The organism is Halioglobus sp. Uisw_031, assembly GCF_047729875.1.
Taxonomy (GTDB): Bacteria; Pseudomonadota; Gammaproteobacteria; order Pseudomonadales; family Halieaceae; genus Marimicrobium.
In genome coordinates this window covers 2,603,425-2,630,051 of record NZ_CP159826.1, presented here as the reverse complement: position 1 = coordinate 2,630,051, position 26,627 = coordinate 2,603,425, and the positions used below count along the sequence as shown (strand labels likewise).

25 protein-coding genes are annotated in these 26,627 nt (G+C 52.1%); 15 read left to right on the top strand and 10 right to left on the bottom strand.

All coding sequences use genetic code 11. The annotated features are described in order from the left end of the window. The first annotated feature begins 31 nt into the window (after nucleotides 1-31). The 7 genes from bamA (at nucleotide 32) to ABXT62_RS11880 (ending at nucleotide 9,001) form a co-directional block, all read left to right on the top strand. A complete protein-coding gene (gene bamA, locus ABXT62_RS11910; RefSeq protein ID WP_415358208.1) occupies nucleotides 32-2,593 on the top strand; it encodes an outer membrane protein assembly factor BamA in 2,562 nt (853 codons plus the stop codon). 29 nt (nucleotides 2,594-2,622) lie between these two features. Further along, nucleotides 2,623-3,141 (top strand): OmpH family outer membrane protein, encoded by a 519-nt coding sequence (locus ABXT62_RS11905; protein ID WP_415355507.1) that lies wholly within the window; start codon nucleotides 2,623-2,625, stop codon nucleotides 3,139-3,141. Between the two features lie 69 nt (nucleotides 3,142-3,210). Next, a complete protein-coding gene (gene fabZ / locus ABXT62_RS11900) occupies nucleotides 3,211-3,642 on the top strand; it encodes a 3-hydroxyacyl-ACP dehydratase FabZ (protein WP_415355506.1) in 432 nt (143 codons plus the stop codon). Between the two features lie 37 nt (nucleotides 3,643-3,679). Next, nucleotides 3,680-4,279 carry a ribonuclease HII gene (gene rnhB / locus ABXT62_RS11895; protein WP_415355505.1) on the top strand — a complete coding sequence of 200 codons (600 nt, stop codon included), beginning with the start codon at nucleotides 3,680-3,682 and terminating at the stop codon, nucleotides 4,277-4,279. A gap of 41 nt (nucleotides 4,280-4,320) precedes the next feature. Next, complete coding sequence (dnaE, locus tag ABXT62_RS11890) at nucleotides 4,321-7,815, top strand: DNA polymerase III subunit alpha (RefSeq protein WP_415355504.1); 3,495 nt, start codon at nucleotides 4,321-4,323, stop codon at nucleotides 7,813-7,815. 73 nt (nucleotides 7,816-7,888) lie between these two features. Beyond that, complete coding sequence (locus ABXT62_RS11885; protein WP_415355503.1) at nucleotides 7,889-8,680, top strand: SDR family oxidoreductase; 792 nt, start codon at nucleotides 7,889-7,891, stop codon at nucleotides 8,678-8,680. Between the two features lie 33 nt (nucleotides 8,681-8,713). Beyond that, nucleotides 8,714-9,001, top strand: a complete 288-nt coding sequence (locus ABXT62_RS11880; protein ID WP_415355502.1) for a DUF1244 domain-containing protein — start codon at nucleotides 8,714-8,716, stop codon at nucleotides 8,999-9,001. A 4-nt stretch (nucleotides 9,002-9,005) separates the two neighbouring features. Here the strand turns inward: ABXT62_RS11880 and ABXT62_RS11875 are convergent, their stop codons facing one another. Continuing rightward, the gene (locus tag ABXT62_RS11875; RefSeq protein ID WP_415355501.1) at nucleotides 9,006-9,410 is read right to left on the bottom strand and encodes a hypothetical protein; all 405 of its coding nucleotides are present in this window, start codon (nucleotides 9,408-9,410) and stop codon (nucleotides 9,006-9,008) included. A 187-nt stretch (nucleotides 9,411-9,597) separates the two neighbouring features. On the opposite strand from ABXT62_RS11875, the gene ABXT62_RS11870 reads away from it, so the two are divergent. Both ABXT62_RS11870 and ABXT62_RS11865 read left to right on the top strand, forming a co-directional pair. Next, a complete protein-coding gene (locus ABXT62_RS11870) occupies nucleotides 9,598-10,059 on the top strand; it encodes a DUF2141 domain-containing protein (protein WP_415355500.1) in 462 nt (153 codons plus the stop codon). A 158-nt stretch (nucleotides 10,060-10,217) separates the two neighbouring features. Next, the gene (locus ABXT62_RS11865) at nucleotides 10,218-10,427 is read left to right on the top strand and encodes a hypothetical protein (protein WP_415355499.1); all 210 of its coding nucleotides are present in this window, start codon (nucleotides 10,218-10,220) and stop codon (nucleotides 10,425-10,427) included. Between the two features lie 44 nt (nucleotides 10,428-10,471). Here the strand turns inward: ABXT62_RS11865 and ABXT62_RS11860 are convergent, their stop codons facing one another. From ABXT62_RS11860 to ABXT62_RS11850, 3 genes are read right to left on the bottom strand one after another with little or no spacing between them, the layout of a single operon-like run. Continuing rightward, nucleotides 10,472-10,831 (bottom strand): nuclear transport factor 2 family protein, encoded by a 360-nt coding sequence (locus ABXT62_RS11860; RefSeq protein WP_415355498.1) that lies wholly within the window; start codon nucleotides 10,829-10,831, stop codon nucleotides 10,472-10,474. 16 nt (nucleotides 10,832-10,847) lie between these two features. Beyond that, nucleotides 10,848-11,987, bottom strand: coding sequence for an acyl-CoA dehydrogenase family protein (locus ABXT62_RS11855; RefSeq protein WP_415355497.1), 1,140 nt, complete (start codon nucleotides 11,985-11,987; stop codon nucleotides 10,848-10,850). 12 nt (nucleotides 11,988-11,999) lie between these two features. Next, on the bottom strand, nucleotides 12,000-13,187 hold the full coding sequence (locus ABXT62_RS11850) for an acyl-CoA dehydrogenase family protein (protein ID WP_415355496.1): 1,188 nt from the start codon (nucleotides 13,185-13,187) through the stop codon (nucleotides 12,000-12,002). Between the two features lie 279 nt (nucleotides 13,188-13,466). On the opposite strand from ABXT62_RS11850, the gene ABXT62_RS11845 reads away from it, so the two are divergent. Beyond that, entirely contained in the window at nucleotides 13,467-14,216 is a 750-nt protein-coding gene (locus ABXT62_RS11845; protein WP_415355495.1) for an SDR family NAD(P)-dependent oxidoreductase, read from the top strand. Nucleotides 14,217-14,238: 22 nt separating this feature from the next. Here the strand turns inward: ABXT62_RS11845 and ABXT62_RS11840 are convergent, their stop codons facing one another. Continuing rightward, nucleotides 14,239-14,961 carry a DUF1499 domain-containing protein gene (locus ABXT62_RS11840; protein ID WP_415355494.1) on the bottom strand — a complete coding sequence of 241 codons (723 nt, stop codon included), beginning with the start codon at nucleotides 14,959-14,961 and terminating at the stop codon, nucleotides 14,239-14,241. 449 nt (nucleotides 14,962-15,410) lie between these two features. On the opposite strand from ABXT62_RS11840, the gene ABXT62_RS11835 reads away from it, so the two are divergent. The 4 genes from ABXT62_RS11835 (at nucleotide 15,411) to ABXT62_RS11820 (ending at nucleotide 18,459) form a co-directional block, all read left to right on the top strand. Beyond that, nucleotides 15,411-16,181 carry a glucose 1-dehydrogenase gene (locus ABXT62_RS11835; RefSeq protein WP_415355493.1) on the top strand — a complete coding sequence of 257 codons (771 nt, stop codon included), beginning with the start codon at nucleotides 15,411-15,413 and terminating at the stop codon, nucleotides 16,179-16,181. A gap of 21 nt (nucleotides 16,182-16,202) precedes the next feature. Next, nucleotides 16,203-16,922: a hypothetical protein gene (locus ABXT62_RS11830; protein ID WP_415355492.1), complete on the top strand. Its 720-nt coding sequence runs from the start codon at nucleotides 16,203-16,205 to the stop codon at nucleotides 16,920-16,922. 285 nt (nucleotides 16,923-17,207) lie between these two features. Then, entirely contained in the window at nucleotides 17,208-17,852 is a 645-nt protein-coding gene (locus tag ABXT62_RS11825; protein WP_415355491.1) for a hypothetical protein, read from the top strand. Nucleotides 17,853-18,216: 364 nt separating this feature from the next. Continuing rightward, nucleotides 18,217-18,459 carry a hypothetical protein gene (locus ABXT62_RS11820; RefSeq protein WP_415355490.1) on the top strand — a complete coding sequence of 81 codons (243 nt, stop codon included), beginning with the start codon at nucleotides 18,217-18,219 and terminating at the stop codon, nucleotides 18,457-18,459. Between the two features lie 269 nt (nucleotides 18,460-18,728). On the opposite strand, the gene ABXT62_RS11815 is transcribed toward ABXT62_RS11820, so the two are convergent. Together ABXT62_RS11815 and ABXT62_RS11810 are read right to left on the bottom strand one after the other, a co-directional pair. Then, nucleotides 18,729-20,237 (bottom strand): DUF1254 domain-containing protein, encoded by a 1,509-nt coding sequence (locus tag ABXT62_RS11815; RefSeq protein WP_415355489.1) that lies wholly within the window; start codon nucleotides 20,235-20,237, stop codon nucleotides 18,729-18,731. A gap of 283 nt (nucleotides 20,238-20,520) precedes the next feature. Then, nucleotides 20,521-21,756, bottom strand: a complete 1,236-nt coding sequence (locus ABXT62_RS11810) for an acetyl-CoA acetyltransferase (RefSeq protein WP_415355488.1) — start codon at nucleotides 21,754-21,756, stop codon at nucleotides 20,521-20,523. Between the two features lie 218 nt (nucleotides 21,757-21,974). Here ABXT62_RS11810 and ABXT62_RS11805 point away from each other — a divergent pair, with 218 nt between their 5' ends. Further along, nucleotides 21,975-23,483, top strand: coding sequence for a carotenoid oxygenase family protein (locus ABXT62_RS11805; RefSeq protein WP_415355487.1), 1,509 nt, complete (start codon nucleotides 21,975-21,977; stop codon nucleotides 23,481-23,483). Nucleotides 23,484-23,561: 78 nt separating this feature from the next. On the opposite strand, the gene ABXT62_RS11800 is transcribed toward ABXT62_RS11805, so the two are convergent. From ABXT62_RS11800 to ABXT62_RS11790, 3 genes are read right to left on the bottom strand one after another with little or no spacing between them, the layout of a single operon-like run. After that, nucleotides 23,562-24,833 carry a DSD1 family PLP-dependent enzyme gene (locus ABXT62_RS11800; RefSeq protein WP_415355486.1) on the bottom strand — a complete coding sequence of 424 codons (1,272 nt, stop codon included), beginning with the start codon at nucleotides 24,831-24,833 and terminating at the stop codon, nucleotides 23,562-23,564. Next, complete coding sequence (locus ABXT62_RS11795) at nucleotides 24,830-26,200, bottom strand: D-arabinono-1,4-lactone oxidase (RefSeq protein ID WP_415355485.1); 1,371 nt, start codon at nucleotides 26,198-26,200, stop codon at nucleotides 24,830-24,832. The genes ABXT62_RS11800 and ABXT62_RS11795 overlap by 4 nt, the downstream gene beginning before the upstream one ends. 2 nt (nucleotides 26,201-26,202) lie before the next feature. Then, the gene (locus ABXT62_RS11790; protein WP_415355484.1) at nucleotides 26,203-26,547 is read right to left on the bottom strand and encodes a c-type cytochrome; all 345 of its coding nucleotides are present in this window, start codon (nucleotides 26,545-26,547) and stop codon (nucleotides 26,203-26,205) included. Nucleotides 26,548-26,627: the final 80 nt, after the last annotated feature.

Sequence of the window (26,627 nt, the reverse complement as noted above, 5' to 3'; positions counted from 1 at the left end):
GAATAAACAAGCGGCTAAAGCGCTCATTTTGGTGCTGGTATTGATTGCACCTTGGGTTGCTGCCGATAGTTTCGTCATCTCAGATATTCGAGTGGAGGGCTTACAGCGTATTTCAGCTGGGACCGTATTCGCTGCACTGCCGGTGGGTGTGGGTGACGTTGTCGACGAACCCATGATCCGAGCTGCAACGCGCAGCCTGTTTGCCACGGGCAACTTCGACGATATTAATATTGGTCAGGACGGCAATGTTTTGGTGATCATTGTGACCGAACGCCCCAGTATCAGCGAGATCAATATCGAAGGGAATAAGGCGATTGAAACGGAAGCACTTCTGGAAGGATTGAAAGGGGCCGGTCTCTCAGTGGGTCAGGTTTTTCGACGTTCCACCTTGGAAGGTATGCAACTGGAGCTACAAAGACAGTATGTGCTTCAGGGCAGATATGACGCCACTATCGAAACTGAAGTGATACCTGAGCCACGCAATCGAGTGACCGTGAGTATTGATGTTGACGAAGGTACTGTCGCATCCATCAAACATATCAACGTGGTCGGCAATAAAGTTTTTACCGAGGATCAGCTGAGTGACGTGTTCGAACTGCACACTACCGGTTGGCTCTCCTTCTTTACCAATGACGATAAGTACTCAAAAGAAAAGCTGACCGGCGATCTGGAGGGTTTGACGTCCTACTACATGGACAGGGGCTACCTAGAGTTCCGTATTGATTCCACGCAAGTGTCAGTTTCTCCAGACAAAAAAGAGGTCTACATCACTGCCAATATCACCGAGGGCGAAAAGTTCACTATTAGTTCGGTGGAACTGTCGGGAGACCTGGTGCTGCCTGCGTCTGATTTGAGCAGATTTTTACTCATTGCCGACGGGCAGATTTTTTCCCAGCAGATGGTGACTTCCACCGAGGAGTACTTGACTCGCCGTTTAGGTGATGAGGGTTACAATTTTGCCAAGGTCACCGGTATTCCTGATGTCAACGACGAAGACAATACGGTCGCCATGAAATTTTTTGTCGATCCAGGTAAGCGCACCTATGTGCGTAGAATTAATTTCAAGGGTAACCTAAAAACAGCAGATAACGTGCTGCGCCGTGAGATGCGTCAGATGGAGAGTGCGCCTGCCTCCGCGGCTAAGATTGAACAATCACGCGTCCGCCTGCAGCGTCTGGGCTACTTCAGCAGGGCCGTCGTGGAGACGCCAGGCGTAGCGGGGCAGGACGACCTGATCGATGTGACGTACACTGTAGAGGAGCAGTCCTCTGGAAGTATTGGCGCAAGCGTAGGTTATGCACAGGATGCAGGCATTATTTATGGCCTTAACCTGCAGCAGGATAATTTCATGGGAACAGGCAAGCGAGTTGGCATCGGCCTGAACGCCTCCCGTTATCAGGATGTCTATAATTTCAGTTACACCAATCCTTATTATACAGAGGATGGGGTGAGCCGTGGTTTTAATATATTCTATCGCTCCACTGACCTCAGTGAAGTCAATATTGCGAACTACAGCACTAACACGTTTGGTGGCGCTGTTAACTTTGGCTATCCTATCAAGGAAACAGCCCGCCTCGGATTCAGTTTTGGCGTGGCGAATACAGATATTAGTACGGGGCAGTATGCTGTGCAGGAAATTCGAGCCAGCCCTCGACTGGATGAAAATTATAGCTGGTTCCAAAGTACTAATAATGGTGATGGTACATACAGTGGCATTGAGGTGCTGGATACTCTGAGCGACTTGCCGCCTAGCTATCAGGTTGCTCCGCCCTCTGGCCCCGGATTTCTCGATGAAAATGGTGATGAGTTCCTAAACTGGACCATGACCGCCAGTTGGACCGAGTCGACATTGAATCGAGGCCGTATGGCGACGCGGGGGGCATCGCAGACCTTGGCTTTGGAAGTGTCTGCGCCAGAAATCTCCGACCTTGAATTCTACAAATTGACCTATGAAGCTCAGGTATTCTATCCGGTGCCGTTTCTGAATACTTGGACACTCCGCCTGCGCACGGAGCTAGGTTATGGCGATGGTTACGGTAATACTACTGGGTTGCCCTTCTATGAAAACTATTTCGCTGGCGGCTTTGGCTCAGTAAGAGGTTACGAGAGCAATACCCTGGGACCACGCAGTACACCGGCGGAACAATACCGAGTGGTGCAGCCCGTTACTGAAATAGATGATGAAGGCAATCCGACGCAAATTGGTGGCCCCGACGGGAATGAATTCGGGTATGTCGCCAGTGACGGACAGCTGTCGTATGGAGTGATTGATAACGATAATGACCCCTTTGGCGGTAATGTGCTGATCGAGGGCGGTGCTGAGTTGTTGTTCCCACTCCCGTTTATCAAGGATCAAAGCCAGTTGCGCACTTCTTTTTTCCTAGATGCGGGTAATGTGTTTGATACCGATTGCGGGCCATTGCAGCAGAGCTGCAATGACGTTGACTTCGGTGAACTGCGCTATTCAGTAGGCATAGGTTTGACCTGGGTCACGGGGTTTGGTCCTATGTCTTTCAGTCTTGCCAAGCCGATAAATTCTGGCGACTTTGACGAGGAAGAGGTCTTTCAATTCACTTTGGGTCGTGGTTTCTGATTTTCTGTTGTTAATTTTTGGAGAAGAATGTGTCTAGATTATTTAAATTTTCACTTGCTGTGCTGGCACTGTCGATGCCGACCCTTGGTTGGACTCAGGGCAAAATAGCCGTGGTTGATGTGCAAGGCGCTATTCTGCAAACGGATGTTGCCCAGAAGCGTGTTGATGAAATTAGGAACGAGGAAGAATTTAAGAAAAACAAAGCAGAGTATGAAAAGCTTCAGGCTGAGGGCGAAGCGCTACTCAAGACGTTCCAGAAAGACGCAGCGGTGATGAGTCAGGACCAGAAGATTGCGGCCCAGAAGCAACTGAGTAGTATGCAGGACGATCTTGACCATGTGACTGGGAAATTGCAGCAGGCTGAACAGTCGGCCGGCCAGGCACTGCTGGAGCAGATGGCGCCAAAGGTGCAAGAAGTGTTGCGCGAAATTATTGAGAAAGACGGTATTGGTCTTTTGCTGCAGCGTAACGCGGTAATCCATGCTGAGCCCAGTTATAGCATTACTGCGCAGCTAACGGACAAGTTGAACCAACTTTCGGCGGACTAACAGGCGTTCTGGGCGCCGGACTAACCTCGGTATCGATGAAATCCGACAGTTTCCGGCGCTATACTCAAGATGATGGACATTACGGATATTCGCAGGCATCTGCCGCATCGCTCCCCATTCTTACTGGTTGATCGCGTGGTGGAACTGAAAGCGGGCGAGTTCATTGTTGCTTACAAGAACCTCAGTATCAACGAACCCTATTTTGACGGACACTTTCCAGACAATCCCATATTCCCCGGTGTATTGCTGCTTGAAGCGATGGCTCAGGCGGCCGGAATTTTAGGTTTTTATAGTCAAGGTAAGACTAACGACGATGGTTCGACGTATTACTTTGCTGGCGCAGATAAGCTCCGTTTTAAGCGTCCCTGTGTGCCCGGGGATCGGGTGATGTTGCGGGCTACTGTCGTTTCACAGCGTCGCGGAATTTGGAAGTTCGATGTAAGTTCTGACGTAGAGGGTGAGCTGGCAGCCAGCGCCACAATACTTTGCGCGGATCGCTAGCGCGAGATGGCACAGAGTCAGCCTTCGGTGAGTCGGGATGAAAGATCTTTTTGAAAGTAGCTACAAAGGCTCCGCTTTGGCGGGCGTAGACGAAGTGGGCCGTGGGCCACTCGCCGGTGACGTGGTAGCGGCCGCCGTCATTTTGGATCCACAGCAGCCAATAGAGGGGCTGCGCGATTCAAAGAAACTGACCGCTGCACGCAGGGAGGAGCTGGCCCAGTTGATCAGGTCTCGAGCTCTGGGCTGGTCGATTGCCAGTGCCAGTGTGGCCGAAATCGATGAGATGAACATCCTGCAGGCTTCTCTTTTAGCGATGCATCGCGCGGTTCAGACGCTTCAGCCCCAGCCTGAATACATTCTGGTGGATGGTAATCGGCTACCCCGTTGGCACTATGCCTCGGAAGCAGTGGTTGGAGGAGACGACAGAGTGCCGGCGATTGCCGCTGCCTCAATTCTGGCGAAGGTTCATAGAGACAATGCTCTGATTGCTCTGGATAGGGTGTATCCGGGCTATGGATTTGCTGCTCACAAAGGGTACCCCACAGTGATGCATTTACAGGCTCTGAAGACCCTCGGTGTGACGCCGGTTCATCGCCGCAGCTTCGCTCCGGTAAAAAAAATACTGGCTGCATGCTAGCTTTTGTACAACATTTGCAGCAAGCCGTATAGAATCATTTCATGACTGAGTTTGTCCACTTACGCCTGCACACTGAGTACTCCCTGGTCGACGGCCTGGTTCGCATAAAATCCCTGATAGGGAGGGTTGCAGAACTGGCTATGCCCGCGGTGGCCGTTACCGACGTGTGTAATTTCTACGGTCTGATCAAGTTCCACAAAGCCGCAATTGCCGCAGGTGTCCAGCCTATCTTTGGGGTAGACCTGATGGTGATGGATGCGGATGACCCAGAGCGGGCCTATCCGTTGTGCCTGTTGGCGATGAATCAGGCGGGCTATCACAATCTTACGTTGTTGATTTCACGAGCCTATACCGAGGGCCAGTATCTGGGGTTGCCCTATGTCAGTAAGCGCTGGCTTGAAGAGACCACGGAGGGGGTAATTGCGCTGTCAGTTGGCGCGGCTGGGGACGTGGGGCAGGCACTATTGGGTGAAAGAGCCGCGCTCGCGCTAGAGCGAGCGAGCTATTGGATGCAATTGTATCCCCAGCGCTTTTATCTCGAGTTGCACCGTACTGGTCGAGAGGGCGATGAGACCCACCTGCATGCTGCGGTAAAACTGGCTCAAGGTCTGCAGTGTCCCGTGGTAGCGACCAACGATGTCCGTTTTCTTGATGCTCAGGAGTTTGAAGCACACGAGACACGAGTCTGTGTTCGCGAGGGTCGTACGCTGGATGATCCTCGGCGGCCGCGTCATTATACCGAGCAGCAGTATTTGCGTTCCACGCAGGAGATGGTGGAGCTGTTCGCGGATATTCCTGAAGCTCTGGCGAACAGTGTAGAGATTGCACGCCGCTGTAACGTGGTACTGGAGTTGGGTAAACCTTACTTGCCCGATTATCCGGTGCCCGATGACCTGACCATGGATGAGTTTTTCCGGCAGCAGTCGCACCAAGGTTTAGATTTGCGGCTGCAGGCTTTGTTTGATGCTAGTGCGCCCGATTTTCAACAGACACAGCAAACCTATCGCGATCGTCTTGAATTCGAGCTGGATACCATTATCCAGATGGGCTTCCCGGGCTATTTTCTTATCGTGATGGACTTCATTCGATGGGCTAAGAATAACGACATTCCAGTCGGTCCGGGTCGAGGCTCAGGTGCAGGGTCGCTTGTGGCGTACGCGTTGGAGATTACTGATCTCGACCCCCTTGAGTATGAGTTGCTGTTCGAGCGTTTTTTGAATCCCGAGCGTGTTTCCATGCCGGATTTCGACGTGGACTTCTGTATGGAAAAACGCGACCGAGTCATTGATTATGTGGCCGAAACGTATGGACGGGAGGCTGTTTCACAGATTATTACGTTCGGGACCATGGCAGCCAAGGCCGTGGTACGCGACGTGGCCCGCGTTCAGGGTAAGTCGTACGGACTGGCAGACAAGTTGTCCAAGATGATTCCCTTTGAGGTGGGCATTACCCTGGCCAAGGCTCTGGAGCAAGAGGAACCTTTGCGCGAGTTTTTACAGGAGGATGAGCAGGCCCAAGAAATCTGGGATATGGCTGAACAACTCGAAGGCGTGGTGAAAAACGTGGGCAAACACGCCGGCGGCGTGGTTATTGCACCTTCAAAGCTCACTGATTTTTCACCTCTTTACTGTGACGAGAGTGGTTCGGGTCTGGTCACACAGTTCGACAAGGGTGATGTGGAAGACGCGGGTCTGGTGAAGTTCGACTTCCTCGGTCTGCGCACTTTGACCATCATCGATTGGGCAGTAAAAATGATTAACCCTGCTCGAGCGCGGGCAGGGGAGTTGCCACTGGAGATCTTGCAAATACCTCTGGACGATATGCGCAGCTTTGAGCTGCTCCGGTCTGGAGAGACTACAGCCGTTTTCCAGCTGGAATCTCGGGGTATGAAAGAGTTGATCGAACGGCTGCAACCTGATTGTTTCGAAGATATTGTGGCGCTGTTGGCACTGTTTCGACCCGGCCCATTGCAGTCCGGTATGGTCGATAATTTCGTCAATCGCAAGCAAGGCCGTGAAAAAATCTCCTACCCGGACGCCCAGTACCAACATGAATGGTTACAGCCCATTCTGCAGCCCACCTACGGTGTTATTCTCTACCAAGAACAGGTAATGCAGATCGCCCAGGTACTTGCAGGTTACACGCTCGGTGGTGCCGATATGTTGCGTCGTGCCATGGGAAAGAAAGATCCCAAAGAGATGGAAAGGCAGCGCGAGATATTTGAAGAGGGTGCCGCAGCGAAGGGTATAAATGGCGGTCTCGCGATTAAGATTTTCGATTTGGTGGAAAAATTTGCCGGCTATGGCTTCAACAAGTCTCACTCCGCTGCCTATGCCCTAGTGTCCTACCAGACCGCCTGGTTGAAAACGCACTACTCGGCGTACTTTATGGCTGCAGTGATGAGCTCAGAAATGGATAACACTGACAAGATCGTGGTGTTTGTCGACGAGTGCAAGCGTATGAAGCTCGTATTGAAACTGCCTGACGTCAATGAAGGGCAGTATATGTTTACGGTAAATACGAGCGACGACATTATCTATGGCCTTGGTGCTATCAAGGGATTGGGTGCGGGGCCTGTTGATTGTATTTTGCAGGCACGCAATGAGGGTGGTCCGTTTTCTGATTTGTTTGATTTTTGTGCTCGCACAGATCCGCGCAAGGTCAATCGGCGTGCTCTCGAAGCGATGATTCGCTCGGGTGCCCTCGATTCACTGAACGTGGAGCGCTGGACGCTGATGGCGGCTCTGGACGATGCTCTGAAAGCGGCTGAGCAGAGCGCCAGCAATCGTGATAACTGTATGAACGACCTGTTCGGGGAAGTGGTGCCAAGCCAGCTTAATGGTAGCAATGATGTCTATGCTGATTTTCGCGCGGCTCGCACGTGGTCGGACAAAGAGCGCCTGGGCGGCGAACGCGATACATTGGGGCTCTACATTACTGGGCACCCTATTGATGAATACAGGGCGGAAGTGCGTAAGTTCGCGCCTAACCGCATTGCCGATCTTAGTGCTAACACTCGAGGCAAACAGGGTAACCAGGTTGTCGTTGGACTCATTATGGCGACCCGCTCTATGAACAGTCGGCGCGGTGCCATGGGGGTGATTACCCTCGATGACAGTAGTGCTCAGATTGAGGTAACGTTATTTTCTGAGGCGTTTTCCGAGTTTCGGCAATTGCTAATAAAAGATACGATAGTGATAGCAGAAGGGCGGATATCCGTTGATGAAAAAACGGGAAAGCTGGCAATGCGTGCCAATAGCTTGCGCAGTCTTGCTGAAGCCAGACAGAGTAAGGTTTCAGAGCTGACAATCGAGATAAGCGCTGAGAAGATGAATGATCAGTTTGCTGATCTGTTGGAGAAAACGCTCGCGAGCGCCCGCGGAGGCAGTTGTCCGGTGTCGTTGATTTACCGACAACCGCACAATTCGGCGCGTATTAGGTTGGGCGTTGGCTGGCAAGTCGTGCCCAGTGATGAATTATTGCAGGAATTGCGCGACGCATTAGGTGGTGAAGGTGTTGCGTTAGCGTATTCTTGAATCCTTGTTCAGCTCTTTCATCGAATGTGTCTATTCAGTGTTATCAATGCTCTAAATATAGGAGAAACTCAGTATGTTAATGAAAGACAAAGTGGTCATTGTTTCCGGAATTGGCCCCGGCCTTGGTCAGGAGTTATCGACACTCGCTGCAAAAGAAGGCGCTTCAGCGGTGGTGTTGGCAGCGCGCACTCAAGCAAAACTTGATGTCGCGGAGCAGGAGATACTTAACCTGGGTCTGGGAACAGCTGTCCTCAAAGTGCCTACTGATATTTCCGATCCGGCGCAGTGTCTGGCATTAGCAGACCGCGTCGCAAAAGAGTTTGGGCGTATCGATGTGCTGTTCAACAGTGCGTATGACCCCGGCAGTTTTGAGCCGATCGAAGAAGCGAGTATGGACGGCTGGCGGCGCGCCATGGACGTCAACTTTTTCGGCACGATGCATCTTACGCAAGCCTGTGTCCCGCATATGAAAGAAAGTGGCGGTGGTGCCATAGTCATGATTGCCACTATGGTGGAACACAAGCCATTGGCGACTCAGGCCGGTTACGGCTCATCCAAGGCCGCGTTGCGTTGTGCCACTAAGCATCTGGCATTGGAGCTGGGGAAGTACAATATTCGAGTGAACAGTTGCCATATGGGGTGGATGTGGGGGCCGAGTGTGGAGGGTTATTTTTCCTGGCAGGCCAAGGCGACTGGTAAGAGTCAGGACGAGTTGATCAAGGACGTTACTCGCAGTATTCCGTTGGGGATTATTCCCGATGACGGCGAGTGCGCCAAGGCCGCTATGTTCTTCGGCTCGGATTACGCTAGCGTCGTGACGGGTGCAGCACTGGATGTTAATGGTGGCGAATATATGCCCGTTTAGTCAGCGGCATTATGTAAAGGGAGTGAGAGAAAAATGGACGATTCAGACAAAATTGAGGCGGCGGTATTTCGTCGTCTGCTAGCCCATTTGGACAGCCGCAAGGATGCACAGAATATCGACCTGATGAACCTCGCGGGTTTTTGTCGTAATTGCCTGTCCAAGTGGTATATGGCAGCAGCCGACGACGCCGGACTGGAGGTGGATTATGACAAGGCCAGAGAGCGTGTGTATGGTATGCCATATGATCAGTGGAAGCTGAAATACCAGACTTCGGCCACTGACGAGAGCATGGCGGCGTTTGAAAAAGCTAAATCAGAGTGAACGGTTAAAGCGGGCCGTAGGGCAGGTAGCGGTTGTCGTTGACCTCGCGAAGCCACTTTAGCAGGGACTTGTCTAGGCGCACGCCCCGCTGGCGCAGGATTTTAGCCAGCGGGATTACCGGAGACGTGGCTCCAGCCTCCCACCCGGGCAGGTTCTCGGCCACGGCGAAAAAGCGAATCAGATGCAACAGGTCATTTTCCAGCAAGGGCTCGGCGGCGGTTTGCCAAATGAGAGGGTCTATTTTCATCAGTCCCGCTAAACGTTGCTTGTCGTTCGCGTTCAGTAGTTGCTCGAGCTGCGCTAACTGTTCCTCATGGCTATAAGCGATGAGGCGGCGTAGGAGGTCAGACTCTAACAAGAGCTCGGTGCTCCGTGCTTCGATCTTTGGATCCCAGGAACCCAGTGACATAGCTTTACGCCTTAATAAAAACAGGGATACAGTGTACTGAATTTTTGGGCTTGGCGGAAAGGTTCTATTGGGTGCGCGGGGAGTTTCCGCTGCCATTGTGGCATTGTGTATTCTCTTTTAGCCGCACGAAAGGGCTGGATGAGTTGCTGGTTTGAGTTATGCTGGTGGTTGATAGGGAGAAGTTACTATGATGACTCGGTTGATGCGAGCAGCCTGTGTGCTGCAATTTTTAGTGTTGGTACTGAGTTTCCAGTCCGCGCAGGCGGAAGAGCTCACGGGTATTTTGATGGTCGAAATCTCGGGCCTCAAAGATGCGTCTGGTAATGTGTATATTGCAGTCTATGATTCTGATTCAACCTGGTTGAGTGATGACATGGTGCTCAATCAAAAAGTGGACATCGCTGATGCCCTTGACGGAGACCTGGTGCGGACGGAGCTGCTATTGCCGCTCGGTGATTATGCGCTGTCTGTATTTTATGATCAGGATGGTGATGGCGAGTTGAAAACAAATTTTATCGGTATGCCCAAAGAACCGATTGCCCTGTCCAATAATGCCGTGGCGAAATTTGGGCCCCCAAAATATAGCGATGCTGTATTCAGTCTCGGCGCGCAACCCATAATCCAGAGCCTCTCTATCAAGGCGCTCTAATGGCTGAAGACAAAACTCGATAGCGCGGTAATATTGCACAAACCACGATGGAACCAAGCTAATTCTGTGTATTGCTTCACAACCTACCTTTAGGGCCACTGCTTTTTCTGCTTTGGGGTGGTATTACTACTCCCTGTAGGTAGCGAGTGGAGAGCAGCGTGTCTAACGGGTTTGTGCACAGTAGAAATGATATGTTGATGGGTCAGGACGCGTTCCGGTTGCGCATGGAAAATCAGTGTCTGCAGATCAAAGAATACCGTCGGGCCATGCTTAGAGAGTGTGGCCGACTACTCAGCCCTGACGAGGCTGCACTAGAATGGATCGAGCGCTACGCGGCGACATTCGATAATGATGGTCTCGGTAGCTAAACTCAATAGCAGCTGTACCGAGAATCATGCGACCACCGTCAGAATCACACTGACTTCATATTCCCGTCGCTCCAATATGCCTTCATACTGTTGACTTTGCCCTCAGCGTTAAACTCGAACACATCGATAATATCAATGGCGATCCCTGGCATCTGAACCTGAAAAGGAAACGCAACTGCGTTACCACTGCAGCGCGGCTCACCGCTCAGCGCTAGTTTGGCGCCGGACTGTAAAGCACCTTCATAGAAAGCGCATACGGCATCGATCCCTATGTGCACGTCAGTGCCGACCGGATCCTCAACCAAGGCATCCTGGGAGTAAATTTCTCTGATAATGTCCATATCCTGTTTTTCGAATGCTTCCACGTACTTGTGAACCATGGCTATCATTGTGTTGGCTTCCATACTGATATCCTCGTTGTTAGTAGCCACACAATGTGGCATAGCGATCCTTGTGAAACCCGGTATCTCCAAAAATTTGCATAGCAACCCGAGCCCGCTTGAGAAAGAAACCGATTTCCAGGTCATCGGTAACACCGATGCCACCGTGCATCTGTACCGCCTCATTAGTGACAAGCTTTACCAGAACATTCAATCGGGCCTTGGCTAGACTGGCCAACAAAGGCAGCTGTTCCGGTGCGTCATCCACCGTGGACAGCGCCTGCAGCAATACTGATCGACACAGCTCTAACTCTGATTGCATATGCGCAGCCCGATGTTGCAATGCCTGGAAGGATCCGATTTTCACACCAAATTGCTCCCGTTCTTTTAGATAGGCAACGGTGCGTTCGAAGGTTTCCAGCGCACAACCCATCATTTCTGCAGCGATGGCCACTCGTCCTCGATCCAGTACGGGCTCGAGAATCGACCAGCCCTTATCGACTGCGCCGAGAATGTCTCCAGCAGGCACTATGACATTCTCAAATGTAATGTTAGCGGCGTTACGACTGTCCGCCATGATGATCCGGTTGCAGTTTATTCCTTTTGCATTGCGGTCCACCAGTAACAGGGTTAACCCGACGCTGTCAGACTCTGTGCCGCTAGAGCGGGCTACCACAATCAGCTTGTCAGCGCTGTGGCCATCGAGCACGAAACATTTATTGCCGTTGAGAACAAAATCGTCGCCCTGCATGTTAGCGGTGGTAGCAATATGCGTGGGCCTGTGGTGATGGGATTCCTCCAGTGCCAGTGCCAGAGTAAGATCTCCGCTAGCGATTTGCGGCAATAACATTTGCTTCTGTTGCTCGCTACCCGCTAGCAGCACAGCAGACGCACCGACCACAGCGGAGGCAAACAAGGGCGATGCGGTTAGCGTGCGCCCTGATTCTTCCAGTACTACACCTAGTCCCAGAAAACCAAATTCGAGACCGCCATAGGCTTCCGGCAGTATGACGCTCGCCCAGCCCATTTCGGTCATCTGCAGCCATAGATCAGGGTCATATCCGATGGGATTATGTTCGTCGCGCAGCTTGCGTAGAGACGCTATCGGGGCATACTTGGACAGGAAATCCTTTGCCGTATCTTGTAGCAAGCGTTGTTCTTCATTGAGTACCAGTGCCATTATCGTTTGCTCCTAGCGCTGTGGTAGTTCGAGGACTTTTTGGGCAATCAAGTTAAGCTGTATTTCGGAACTGCCACCCGCGATGGTCATCACCTTGGACGTGGCCCATAGGCGTGTCGTATCGATTTCCTGGGGCGTAAAGCCGTCACCTTCCCAGCCCATTCCGCGACTGCCCATGATGGCCAGCAACAACTCACTCTTAGTTTTTTCTGCCTCCGTGCCCACGTACTTCATGACCATTGGTGCTGCGCTGCGCACACCGTTTGATTTCTCTTCGAAGGTACGAAAGTGAGTGAGCGCGACTGCTTGCATTAGCATATCGTACTCTACTAGGTCGTCGCGCAGTCGGGCATCGGTGATTTTGCCATTTTCAAATTCCAGGTATTCGCGGGCCGCCACGTTGGGTTGCAAAATATGGCGGGGGCTGTCGCTGCCGATTTCCGCCATCAGCTTGCGCTCATGCACTAACAGAGCCTTGGCAACAGACCATCCCTTGTTTAATTCCCCAATTAAATTTTCTTTAGGTACTTTTACATTGTCGAAAAAAGTCTGGCAGAATTCGGATTCTCCGCTGATCAGTGCGATCGGAGTCGTGGTAACGCCCGGGTCGTCCATATCGATAAGAAGGAAGCTGATACCTTCCTGTTTTTTGACATTAGGGTCAGTACGTACCAGGCAAAATATCCAATCACATTTGTCGCCTGCGGTGGTCCAGATTTTGGTCCCATTAACCAGAAAATGATCGCCCATATCTTCAGCTTTACACTGCAGGCTGGCCAGGTCAGACCCAGCGCCGGGTTCGGAGTAACCTTGGGCCCAGCGCGTCTCCCCATTTAAGATGGCGTGAATATGCTGCTGCTTTTGTTTCTCTGTTCCATATTCAAGCACTGCCGGGCCCAGCATCCAGATGCCGAGGCCGTACAGAGGGGTGCGGGCCTGAATACGCTTCATCTCGCTCTTGAGCACCTTAGACTGCTGCGGAGTGAGTCCGCCGCCGCCGTATTGCGTGGGCCATTCAGGCACGGTCCAGCCTTTATCCCGCATCCGTTCGAACCATACTTTGGCATCCTCACTGGGGAACGTCCCCCGTCGGCCACCCCAATACTGATCTTCAGGTCCCATTGGTTGGCGCTGTGAGGTGGGACAGTTAGCCTCCAGCCAATCGCGCACGTCTAAACCAAACTGATCTAGGTCTTCCAAAATCTCTCTCCTAATAGCTGCTGTTACTGCTGCCTTCCATGACCCTTGTCTAGCGCCATGGTTTTGAGTTTGCAGTATGATACGGGTGCATCCAGTGCAGATAAAGGTACAGCACACGCAGTACAAGGCAATGGCTTAAAAAGTCAGTCCCAAGTGACTAAATAAAGCATATAAGGTGCCTATTTTAAACATAGCGTGCCGGTTCATTGCCTCGTACTGCCGAGTTTGACCGAACGGGCAACAGAGGGCATTGTGCAGTGCGGACTCTGGGAGAAAGTTATGCAAAGGTTTATGGGGAAAGTGGTTCTGGTGACTGGCGCTGGCAGTGGTATTGGTAAGGCCAGTGCATTGCGTTTAGCTGCTGAGGGCGGTTCGATTTTTTGCGTAGATCTTAACCGGGAAGCAGTGGAATCTGCGGCCGCTGAAATTACCGCAGAAGGTGGGGTGGCCACTCCTTGGGTCTGTGATGTGGGTAACGAAGCGAGTGTGCAGGAAGCCGTTGGAGCTTGTATTGAGGGCTATGGGAGCCTTTATGGTGTCGTCAATATGGCGGGAATTCTACGTTTTGACGATACCGAGGAGTTGCAAACTGACGACTGGCAAAAAGTCATCGATATCAATCTTACGGGCACCATGTTTTTATGCCGCGCAGCGTTACCACACCTAGTGGAAACTAAGGGCAGTATTGTCAATGCAGCCTCGACAGCAGCCCTGTCTGGACTTCCCTGCGGTCTGGCCTATTCGGCGAGTAAGGGTGGAGTGCTGGCCATGACGCGCAGTATTGCCGTTGAGTATGCCAAGCGTGGTGTGCGCGCCAACTGTATTTGCCCCGGGGATATCAACACGGGTATGACGGATAAGCTCGCATTTCCCAAGGCCATGGATTTTGAACTCATGCCTCGCATCATGTCGCTGACCGGCGCCAAGTCGCCCGAAGTGGTGGCCGGGGTCATCGCCATGCTGGTGTCCGATGATGGCGTGCACATCACCGGCGAGGATATCCGGGTCGACGGCGGTACTCTATCGTAAAAACGTTCTGCTTCTGCAGGCTTTATTCCTGCTGCTGGAATGCGTCGCGGAAGGCACGGATCCGTTTTGCATTGGCCCCCAGATCGCCTTCACCTACCCGAGATACCGAACGCAGATCAAGTAGCGTCCCCTGAGCACTGCTGCGCACCCGTATAACGATATCGTCTTTGAAGCCCATGATGCTGGTGGTGTCCACTGCCTCGATCACGCCGGTGTTGCTATCTTGGTGGTAAATGTCCCACCCCAAATTAGTCGCCACTTGCAGCGCGCGGTTGTAGGCCTCGTCGGTGGATAGCGGGCTTACCAGGGTCTTCAGGTCCGGATAGGCTTCTTCTTGCTGTCGCATCACGTCCTGATTGATCTCGAGAGTGTTGGACTCTGCCCCGCGCTCTTGTAGCGCCACTGTGAACGTTGGTGGGTCTGCCGTATCGGTGGAAATATCATGAATCATGGGGTGATTCCCCCCACTGGTCAGTGCTAGCAGCAAGACCGCGCCGGGCAGAGCAAACAGCGCGCGCAGCAGGATGTCTTTGCGCCAAGGTGTGAAACGACTCCGCAGTAGTAGGACGATCGCCAGAATTAGCAGCAGCGTACTGCCAAAGCAAGCGATCGCATACAGGGGTAATCCCAGCTGCCATTGGCCGGTGCGGATGGTTAGTACGGACAGTGGCAGTATCAGTAACAAGCCGATAGCGAAGTAACCGAGCCAGTTAATCAGGCGTGGCATGTTGTGTTGTGGGTTCATTGTGTCTCCCTCATCGATATGCGTGAAATAGAAGCTAAGAATACACCGTGGCGACCCGTGCTGGCGAGGCCTCATGTGCGCGCGGTTAGACCGTCTGCGGTGGTTTCAGAGATGGAGGATCTGAGTTACTGCGACAAAGCATCTGATTGCCGTATGCACAGTCAGCACCACTGGGTCAGAGATTGCCATAAAATTGACCGGTAGAGTGCAATGGCACCAATATGGCTAGAGTGGAGGCGAGGTTGTCAGCGCAAGAGGCTGTCGCAAGCGTGTGGTTGCAACGTCATCAACTAGGCTTGAAGGCTTGTTCTAACGGTTCAATTGGGTAGCCCTGTGACGAGTTTAGGCGTCGGGGGTTTGAGGTGTCACGAGGCATCTGATTAACTGGATCTTGATCGCGGCGGAGCAGGTCGCCGTGAAATTCACTGTCATACATCGAGAGAAGAACTATGGGTAGAGTAGCGGGCAAGGTCGCCATTGTAACCGGAGCAGCCAGTGGCATGGGACAGGCTGATGCAATATTGCTTGCTGCACAGGGCGCCACTGTCGTGCTGGCGGACCTGAATGAGTCTGCCGGTCAGGCAGTTGTAAAAGAGATTGGTAAGGACGCTATTTTCATGCGGCTCGACGTTTCCGACGAGGAAAACTGGAAGCAGGTCATTGCTGCGACGCTCGAGTCGTTTGGCCGGCTCGATATTTTGGTCAATAACGCCGGTATTATTGCCCTTGGTAGTATTGTCGACACCACGCTGGAATCTTGGCGCCTAATCAATTCGGTGAATAGTGACGGCGTATTCCTGGGCTGTAAACATGCGATTCCGGCCATGACGGCCTCCGGGGGCGGCTCCATTATCAATATGTCTTCGGTCGCAGCTATTCATGGCCAGTCGTTTGTTGCGGCTTATACTGCCAGCAAAGGCGCGGTGCGTGCGCTGACCAAGAACATCGCCATGTATTGTAAAGAACAGAAAAACGGTATTCGCTGTAACTCGATACACCCCGATGGCGTAAAGACTCCTATGGTGGTCAAGGTCGCTACAGGAAAGGAGACGGCGACGCAGGCCGATATTGACGCGCTCAGTGCATTTGGCAACATGTGCGACCCCGAGGATATTGCTAATCTGGTTCTATTTCTGGCTTCCGAGGAGTCCCGTTTTATCAACGGTGCAGAGATGTTGATAGACAATGCGGCGACTATCACACCGCCAGTGGGTATTTAGCCAGCGCGTTAGGAGAGCATCGTGGAAAAACTACTGTATCCCCTTTGGAAAGTCCCGTCCCTCAGCGGTGATGAGTTTCGCGACGAGCTGCTGCTGCAGCTTGCGCCGCAACTGACACGGGTTGAAGGCGTTCATGGCCTGCGCATTTGCGTGGTGGACAGCGCGGTGTCTGCGGCAGCCGGCCGGTCTATTGAAAGTCATGCGCCGGTGCCGGATGCTATGTTGTCCCTGTGGGTGGATTTCGCCGGCGCGGCAGGACATTGGGAGCCTTTAATCGATGCCCACGTTAGGACTAAGACGGTTTATCTGGTTGCCGAGGCTGAGCCTTTGGTGAGTCAGCAAACGCACCCTTCAATGCCGGGAGAGCGGCTTTACGGTGTGTGTCAGGTGGTGTTTATGTCTCCTCCTGATGATATGGATCGGGACGAGTGGCTGTCGATCTGGAAGGACAGCCATACTCAGGTGGCAATAGACACTCAGTCAACCTTCGGTTACCGGCAGAACCTGGTGGTGCGTCGATTGAGCGAGGACACGCCTGTGTGTTTTGCCGTAGTGGAGGAGAATTTTCCGCCGGAGGCGATGGCATCAGACCATGCGTTCTATGCAACTGGTGGCGATGAGGCTCTGCTGCAAAAACATATGAACGCGATGATTGAAAGCTGCGCACGATTCATCGATTTTCAAAAGATCAATGTCATTCCCATGAGCGAGTATTTAGTGAAGCCCGTTGCAGTCGAGTGACTCAGGGGTTTGGGGACTTTTTCGCAGGCCTCATCGATCAAGCCGGGCTAGATAATCTGATCGGCACATCCATTTTATAACTTCCATATGCGACGCATGATGACGCTGATACAGAGAGATTCATCTGTATCGAGGTGCTTTGCCGGTCGATTAAACGACACGGTCACGCGGGAGACGTGGCTTCGGTGCCCTTTTGGCTGCCTATTTTTTCTAGTCTGGTAAGTGTTGGTAGATTCTGGTAACTTATCTTTTAAGAGTATAAAATATCATACTAGGGAAGTATTTATGCAGAGTGCAGATCTAGTAGCAACGTCCAGTTACGAAAAAGACAGCGACAACGTCTATTTAAAACTCAGTGAAATGGCGGCTGCTCTTTCAGGCCTCACTGAACCTTTCCATCCGTCGATGAAATTAACCAATGACGATCTGCCCATCCTGGTTGATATAGCCGATGAAATTCATAAGGAAGAGCAGCTTCTTTTCAAAGGAAAAACCCCTAGACTCATACAGTCGTGGGTAAAGACTGAAGACCACGGCTTAGTGTTTACGTCTTCTGTGGTGGCCCGCACCGAAAGAGACACCCTAATCGGTAATACGAGATTTGTCTCTGCATCTGTCCTCCATCCTCTTTGGTACCAGCATCTGGATTTCAAAAATCACAGACTGTACGTACCAAGATATGATGTATACATCTCTGCTAGAGATATGCAGGTACTCCGCTTCATGTTGATGGGTTGGACCCGAAAAGGTATGGCAGAGGCCTTGTCTGTCTCCGTTAAGACGATAGAAAAGCGTATAACTGAACTACGTGCTTTTCCCTTACCTGCAGGCAAGCCCTTAGAGCAGCACATGGCTGAAGCAGGACTCTCTGCCTTCATACTGGGTAAACCTGATTGGTTCTCAAAGAGCAGTCTGCACGTCGTCTGCTAAGTTGAGATCACTAAATAGTGCTAAAATCCAATGCTGCTCGGCGATCAGGGTGCTTACTTTAATCCTGTCGAATGAGGATGCAACCCCCAGTTCAGCGACGACGCGTTAACGGCATCCGCCTTTCCGTTGGGCGCCAGTGCCGTGTGTATCCTGGTGGCACAATAGTGTTCTGATTTAATAGCGTCGAACACTTCGATAAGAGATGCTAACGACGTCACTTATTGAGCGGGTTAGCCCAAGGCTATGATCGCTAGCGCGCAGGTGGAGTTGGAGTGCCTCTCGGTGCAATATCGCCGGCTTGAAAGGCCGATCTGATGTTACAATGACAACGATGACTCACGAATCTCAGGGGCGTTCAAATCCTATGTCGTATGACCAAGACTTAAAGACAAAAGCCGAAAACATTCTGCGTGAAGCAACATGGACCTGCGAGGAGTGCGATGGAGACATGCCCCTTGAGTATGAGGAAGATGATGAAGATGACGTGGGGTATCACATCATGGGAGCGAGCTGTGATAACTGTGGTATGCGGTATGACAGAACCATCAATAATGCCTATGGAAAAAAACTTGATGAATGCTCGACTATGGAGTTGTTAGGGATGTAATTTCTCAGGCCCTGGCCCTGTTAGGGTGCGAGTGAATAATGAGGGCGATGGGATGGGAATGGGTAAAGAGACAGCCGTGATAATAGGTGCCTCATCAGGCATTGGTGCAGTGCTAGAAAAGCCTCGCCCATTGGATTTTGATTTCGTAGTCGGCGGGGCACGAAGCACAGCTAAGGGCCCATACTTTCATCGTGTCGAATGAGGATGCTAACCCCCAGTTCAGCGATGACGCGTTAGCGGCATCCGCTAGAACTGGGGGTTAGCTGCAATTATTTAACACGTTCGAAATCACCGGGCTTCCAGGATTTATCAAACCATGGCTCGAGCGGCCCATAGAGGCGTAGCAGCACGCTGTAACTCTTATCCGGCATGGTTTGTATCCAATTGCCTTCATGACCTTTGGGTGCCTTTGGTCCGAACCACATGGTATAAGAGCCATCAGCGTTTGGTTGCACTGATGGATTATTACTATCAAGGCCTGCAAGTTTTTGATCGGTTTCGAGCATTGAGCGATGCTGGCCAGAGTAAACCATGAAAGACCAAAAGTTGTTCGCAGGAATAGGGGCTGGCAGCGTTATCTTGTACGTATTTCCACCATCAAGATATTCGCCACTTGCATCTTTTGTGGCAAAACCATAGGCAGATCCAGATCCCACTCTCGGAGCAGCCATGGCCGGAGTAATGCCTGTCGCTACATAGTGGAAAAAGATTCTGTCATCGAGCACGAGTTCACCGTTATTCATAAATTCTGAACTGCCGCCTACAAACGGTGAAGTCCATTTTCTGTCGGGATAGAAATAGACAGTCTCATTGCGTGGAGCATAGGAAAGAGCTCGAGCAATAGTATTACCCACTGCCACGGCTTCGGTCAGTATGGTCTTCATGCGAGCATCTGGCTTAAAGGGCTGGCCCTTCTTGATGCCAATGGAGGCGAAAAGTCCGACTATTTCGGGGTTGAAGGAGTCGGCCGGCTCATACTGAATAACAGCGTTCAACTCTTCATAAAAGTCAAAGTTATTAGCATGCACGGTATTAAACTGCTTACCTGATATATTAACAAAACGCTGCTCTGGTGGACTTTTTTCTTCAGAAAGCGGGTAGATTCGAAATTTTGCTTTTACGCCTTTAACCGCACCCGCAACATCTCCGTCCTTAACGAAAGCACGCATCAGCATTAGATTGCGATAACTCGGCGTTTTTGCAATAAAATAGCCATCTGGGATATCGCCTTTGTAATCGGAGTGAACAAACAGATATTTTCCCCCTTCACCTTTATCAGGTCCGGTCACACCAACATCGGTTACCCAGCGGAAGTATGCATCATCTACGGGACCGAGCACCCCTGGAGGAATTTCTACGACAAGAGGTCCATCTTTAACATCAATTTCGGCAAAGCCGTAAACAGTCGTTGAGTTTGGAGTTAAGAATAGCGAGCGCGCATCCATAAGGTCTTCTGTAATACCCAAATCCCCTGGCTGCACACCTGCCTGTATTAGGCCTTCTAGAAGAGCATAGACTGAAGCTGCAGGAATACCTTTAAGGAAGGTTGTTGTCCCGCGAGACAAATCCAAGAAATCATAGGCCTTCTCGACAGTGGCGCGACTTGGCGCACCATCGAAAAATTCCAAATCGCCGAGGAATTCTGTTTGGACTTTATCCGGCGTTTTAACCGAGTCAGGAACTTTAGCTGCGTACTTGGGTTCTTGCGCCCAGGTTATATTGGATACAATCAGCAATGTGCCGACGGCTAGTGCTAGAAGTTGTTTTGTATATTTCATAGGTAAGCTCCTCATTTTCTCCACGATAAGCATACACAGAGATGAAGATTTTTAGTAGTGCTAAAAATTGAACTTTCGAAACACGTGGGTTTTTAAATGCGGTAATACGGTTAACGAATGAATCAGGCAATCAGGTGTAAAAGCCTGCTAGGACATACAGCAAAATAGCGGCACCGATAGAGATGTTTATGTCAGAGAAACGTGGTTATCGGTAGGCGAAGGCATTCAATGCAGGCGACTTAGCGTAGTGCCACGATTAAAGGCTTCTTTCAGCATGCTATGCCTACGAGCCTACACCCACCACAAAACTCACACAGGTCGTTGTGCTGCCGCCGACATTAAAGGTGATCATGTTTTCGGCGTCGGCAATTTGGCAGCCTCCCGCCTGCCCGCTCACCTGGTTGGCACAGTCTAGTACCATTCGCACACCGGTAGCGCCCACGGGGTGTCCCAGACCAATTAGGCCGCCGCTGGCGTTGATAGGGAAGCTGCCGTCTTTGGCAATGCGGCCTTCTTCTATCGCTTTCCAGCTTTCGCCTGGCGCGGTTAAACCACTGTGGTCGATAGCCATGTACTCGGTAACGGTAAAGCAGTCGTGGGTTTCCATGCCGTCAAGATCCGTCAGCGCGTTAAAGCCTGCACGTTGCCGTGCATCATCTAGGGTGGCTTTAGCATGCGGGAATAATAGGGGCCGATCCGCCGAAAGCTGCAGTTTGGTTTCCAACAGAATAGGTGCTGAATGGTGACCCCAGCCCTTAACGCGCGGAATGTCGGCCAATGACAGCCCGTTGCGAGCGGCATAATCCTTGGCGGCGCTTTTACCGGCTAGAATGATGCAAGCGGCGCCGTCTGTAATTTGTCCGCAATCCATTTTTCGTACTGCACCGTCGATCACGGGATTCAATTTGTCGTTATTGCTGAAGCAACCTTCGGGGAAATTCCATTCGCGTGTTTGTGCATAGGGGTTTTGCTTGGCATTACAAAAATTGATTTCCGCAATGGTGTTGAGGTGATCACTGTTGATGCCATAGCGCTTATCGTACTCTCTTGTTATACGATCAAACATGTGTGGCCAGGGAAAGTCTGCGTTGTCGGCCTCATGCCCAATCCAGCGCGCTGCGCCCAGATATTCTGCGCCAGTTTTTCCCGTCACGTTGCGCATTAATTCAAGGCCGAGAACGCAGGCCACATTGTAGTGCCCCGCCTCTATATCCCGCATAGCAGATAAAATTGCAATAGAGCCTGATGCACAGGCGGCTTCGTGTCGTGAGGTAGGCAGCGAAGCGAGCTCAGGATAAAGCTGCCCAAAAAAACCGCCGATCAGACCTTGCCCAGCGAACAGATCACCCACGAAGTTGCCTACGTGCCCCACGTCTATTTCGGAGGGCTCGATGCCGGCATTGTGTATGCCGCTTCGCAGGGCCTCTGCGAACATGTCGTAGATCTGCAAATCTTCCCGCGCCCAATTGCGCGCAAAGTCGGTCTGTGCGCCACCTAAAATGTATATCGGCTGACTCATGATATGTCTCCTGAGGGGCAACTGGATATACGTGGCTATCAAAAGACCAAGCAACCCAGGGCAATACTAGAATAGTAGGGAAGTGTCAGCCGCCGAGCAAGGCGAACACGCAGGACACGATAGTGCTACAATTTTGATTCGTTGCAGAAGGTTCCGCTAACGGTAGTGGTCGAGGTCAGTCCGCGTAGCGCTTAGTGAGGGCAACAGGAGAACGGTTTATGGCTTTAATGCGCGAATATCCGATCACCGAGCAGAGTATTGGCCCGGTTAGGGAGCTAGAGGGTACTCCGAGCTGGATCTATGAGCTGGACAATCCTTATCTGCACGGCGTTTATGCGCCCACAGTCAATGAGCTCCATGAAGAGAGTTTGGTCGTCACGGGCGCTTTACCCCGTGATCTCTCGGGTGCCTATTTTCGTAATGGCCCCAACCCCTTGCACCACCCCAAGAATCGCTATCACCCGTTTGATGGTGATGGCATGGTTCACGGTGTGTATTTCAGTGATGGTGCCGCCAGCTATCGCAATCGCTACGTACAGACCGCGGCGCTTACACAGGAACTGAGCGTCGGAAAATCAATGTCCCCAGGTGTCATGGGCCCGTTTGATTACGATATTTCCCGCTTTGGCATTAAAGACACGTCCAACACCGATTTGTTCTGGTACGCAGGTGACTTGATGTCGCTGTGGTATAACGCGGGCGACCCCTATCGCTTAGACAGTCTCACTCTTGAAACTAAAGCGCACTATGATCTAGAAGGCCGTACACAGCGTCGTATGTCGGCACACTCCAAAGTAGACTGGGCAACGGGCGAGCTGCTGTTCTTTGATTATGGCGATGAAGCTCCGTTCATGACCTATGGCGTTGCTGACCCCTCCGGCCGGTTAGTGCACGAAGTGGCTATTGATTTGCCGGGGCCCAGACTGCCACATGATTTGGGTTTCACTACTCACTACGCGGTCCTTCATGACCTGCCCTTCTTTCATGACATGGAAGTATTGCGCAAGCACAAGTATCGGGTGCTGACATTTCACAAAGACATCCCCACCCGTTTCGGCATTATTCCTCGTCGCGGACAAAGTAGGGATGTGCGCTGGTTCGAGTGTGAGCCTTGTTACATATTACACACCACTAACTGTTGGGAAGAGGGTGACTGGGTAGTGATGGACGGTTGTCGTTCAATCAATCCCATGCCTTCTGGTCAGTCTGGTGACGGTGAACTTGCATCCATGCTGGCCTACATGCGTCTTGAGGCAAACGCCTACCGCTGGCAGTTCAATCTAGCAACGGGTGAAGTCCGCGAAGGTGCCATCGATGATCTTAATACGGAATTCAACAAATCAAACCCCATTTTTCATGGCGTAAAAAGTCAGTACTCCTATCATCAACGAATTCCTTTGCTACACGAAGGCGGCCATACTCTTCGTTTTACTGGTTTAGTGAAATACAACAACGACACAGGACAGAGCACGCAGTGGGATTACGGTGAAGGCGTGTTCGGCAGCGAAGCCGTATTTGCTCCGAAGCCGGGTGCAGACAGACGCTCAGCTGAAGATGACGGCTACGTTGTAACACTTGTCACCGACAGTAAAGACGCTACATCGCACTGCCTGGTGTTTGACGCCACCGATATTGCGCAGGGGCCCATTGCAAGCGTTGCTATGCCACACCGAGTGCCAGTGGGGTTTCATGCGACGTGGGCAGCGGGGGAAGACCTGTACGGATAAGGTGCAGTGCTCTGTTTTTTTGACGGAATGAGTCTATTCTTTCAGCAGTGCTGCCGCCGCGATGATTCTGTAAAGGTGTCAGCTCTGCGTAAACACCGGCCAGCTGTCTACTATCGCGCCGTCGTCGTACACGGCTATATCACCAAACTGCAGAAACACATGCTCGCTCTGAGTGGGTCGCATAAAGACCCAGTCGTCGGGCTGCAGCTTGACACTGCTGGAGCCGTTAAGCATTTCCTGATTGGTGGATCGTCCGTACAGGGGGTGAAGGCTTAGGCCCGGGGGTGACACCGGTGTGGCTTTCCAGTGACCGCCGTAGATGAAGAACGCCTGCCGGCTATTCGGATTAAACCAGCTTTGCAGTGATGCCAGTTTTTCAATGCCCGGAACCTCCGCCACCGGCAGCGATTTTAAAACAGGGGTGGCGATAAACGCGGCTGGCTCATGATCTGCCAGCGTATCTAAGTCAAAATCAGTCGGCTTCACCAATGCCGAACCGGCGGACAACTCTGTCGCCACCTGGGCACCGGTGTAGCGCTGATAGGTGGGACTGCCCGCGGCATTGAGTGTCAGCCCCGACAGAGACCGCTGCAGCTGTCTTTCGGCAATGGTAACGAAGTTCTGATAGGTCTTCTGCACCGAGGCAAAAGCGGCCTCCGGGCCGCCCAGTAATCCGGGGTTTTTTGATACGTGCGGATCGTAGCCCATAAAACCGCTGAATTGCAGAAATGGTTCCCGCTCGATAATGTCCAGCGCCAATGCCAGTTGCTCTTCATCTTTAATGCCACCGCGGTGCAATCCGACATCCAGCTCTAGGTTAATCAGCATCAGTTCACGCCGTTGTCGTCCGAGATCCGCGTATTGGATCAGTCTTGCCGGTGAGTCTACTAGCCATTGCAGCTGATGGCGGGCGTCAAATTGTGTTGTTCTGTGCTGCTGATAAAAGCGCGCGGCGGCGGCAACAGGCATTGGCTTGCCCAGTAGCACATCCGCATTCGGCAATTCTTTAGCAATGAGGTTGAGAAAGGGTTGGTGAAAAACCATCAGACGCTGCGTATCAGTATGTGACATCACTGTTTCTAACAGTGGTAGTGAGGGCAGCGATTTTGCGACCACGCGGTAGTCGTAACGACCCGCCAGATGTTGATGCAAGACATTGGCGTTGGCCAGTAACTTCTGCTTGTCGATGATGAGCGTCGGTCGCGCTAACCCTGCTTTATCCAAAGCGGTACTTAGGGTCTGGAAATAGGCACTGTGTACGCCACCATTATCGCTATTTTTGGCGCGCAAGCCCCACAGTATACCAGCGCCACCGACGGCGGCAGCAAGCAGTAGTTGACGACGCCTCATGCCGCTCCGCTAAAGAGGGATGCCAGATAAGGGTTGAGAAATTTAGCGCTAGGATCGAGTTGCTGACGCACTTCAACGAACGCTTCCCAGCGCGGATACATCTGTGCAAACTGAGCTCGCTTTACGCTATTGATCTTGCCCCAGTGGGGGCGGCCACCGTATTTTCTAAAGATTGGCTCGACGGCGTTGAACAAGGGTCGGTAATCTTCCGAGTGGAAGCGATGCACGGCAATTGACATGCTGTCGCGTTGGTAAAAAGGACTTAGCCAAACGTCATCGCCCTTCACATAGCGTACCTCAAGCGGGAAGAACACCGCCTTGTGGTGTTGTTCCAATACCTGCCGCACTTCGCGCAAGGCCGCCAGTCCCTGTTCTCGGGGAAGGTGATACTCCATTTCATTAAAGCGCACATTGCGTTCACTGGCGTAGTTGAGCCACGAGGCTTCCACAACGACTTCCCTATCCATTGTTGCGGCAATGGCCTTGATGGGCAGGCCGCGCAGGGTGTCAGACCAAGACAGGTAATCGCGAATCATTTTTAGGTCCTGCACGGACTCATTACCATCGCTAACGGAGGTAGAAAATTTGTCCTCTTCGGTGATGTCGTGAGTGGACAGGAAGCAACGCTCGGAGAATGGGATGTAATAGAACTCAAAATTACGGTGCTTGTTGGCAAGTTGATCTGCTTGGGCAAGGGTGTCTTCCCAATCCAAGATCCATGACTCGCGTCGTGAGCGGTAGGGTTGGGTATTTTGCATCTGGATTTTGGTGACAATCCCCAGTGCGCCGAGAGACAAGCGGGCTGCTTGGAACACCTCTGGATTGTTGTCAGCATCACACTGTATAAGTTCGCCGGTAGCAGTAACCATTTCCAGCCCGGTGACAAAGCTCGGCAATCCACCTATGTTGGCGCCGGTACCGTGGGTGCCCGTTGCGATTGCACCGGCAATGACCTGCTCATCAATATCTGGCATGTTGATCAATGCCTGACCTACTTCATGCAGTGGTGCGCCCATGGCTGACATCTGAGTGCCGGCAAGAAACGTCGCCCGTAGTTGAGCCGGATCATGGGACACAAGTCCGTTGAGCCTGGCGAGGGACACAATTTGTCCATCGGTGGGAACCAGAGGAGAGAAAGAGTGCCCAGCGCCAACCGGCCGAATTGGACCCACACTCTCCGCCACCAGCTGTTGCAGTTCAGGCAGTGAAGCCGGGGCGAGGCGCGCGCTGGGAACACAGGATTGTGATCCTGACCAGTTCTTCCACCCGATAACTCGCGCTGCTGCAGATTGGCTTAACATCCCTCCACCGAAACTGGCCGCGCTTAAGGCCGCGAAATATTTCAGTAGCTGACGCCTGTTTGGCATGACTAACCGCCGCTCATGAAGGATATCAGTTTAGTGAAATCCTCTTCATTACAATCGAAACACATGCCCATAGGAGGCATGCCCTTAAAGCCGTCGATGGTGTGTTCCAGTAGCACGGGAGCACCCTTTTGCAGACGCGGGGCCCAGGCCTGCAGGTCGCCAGTCCTTGGCGCCCATCCTGCGCCCTGCGCGTGACAACTGCGGCAAGAGCGATTGTACAGCTCTGCCACGCGGGCATCGGTGGGGGTGGTGGGTCCAGACAGCTGGCGCATGGGTTCACTGTCGCCGGAACAAGCACAGAGCAAACTCAGGAATATCAGTAGCAGAGGTGTGCGAATATCGAGCATAGAGCTCCAGATTTAGAATCAGCCGCCAGTATACGCAATAAAGTATGGCGATGGCAGTGGCGGGTCCGCCTGTAGCGGGC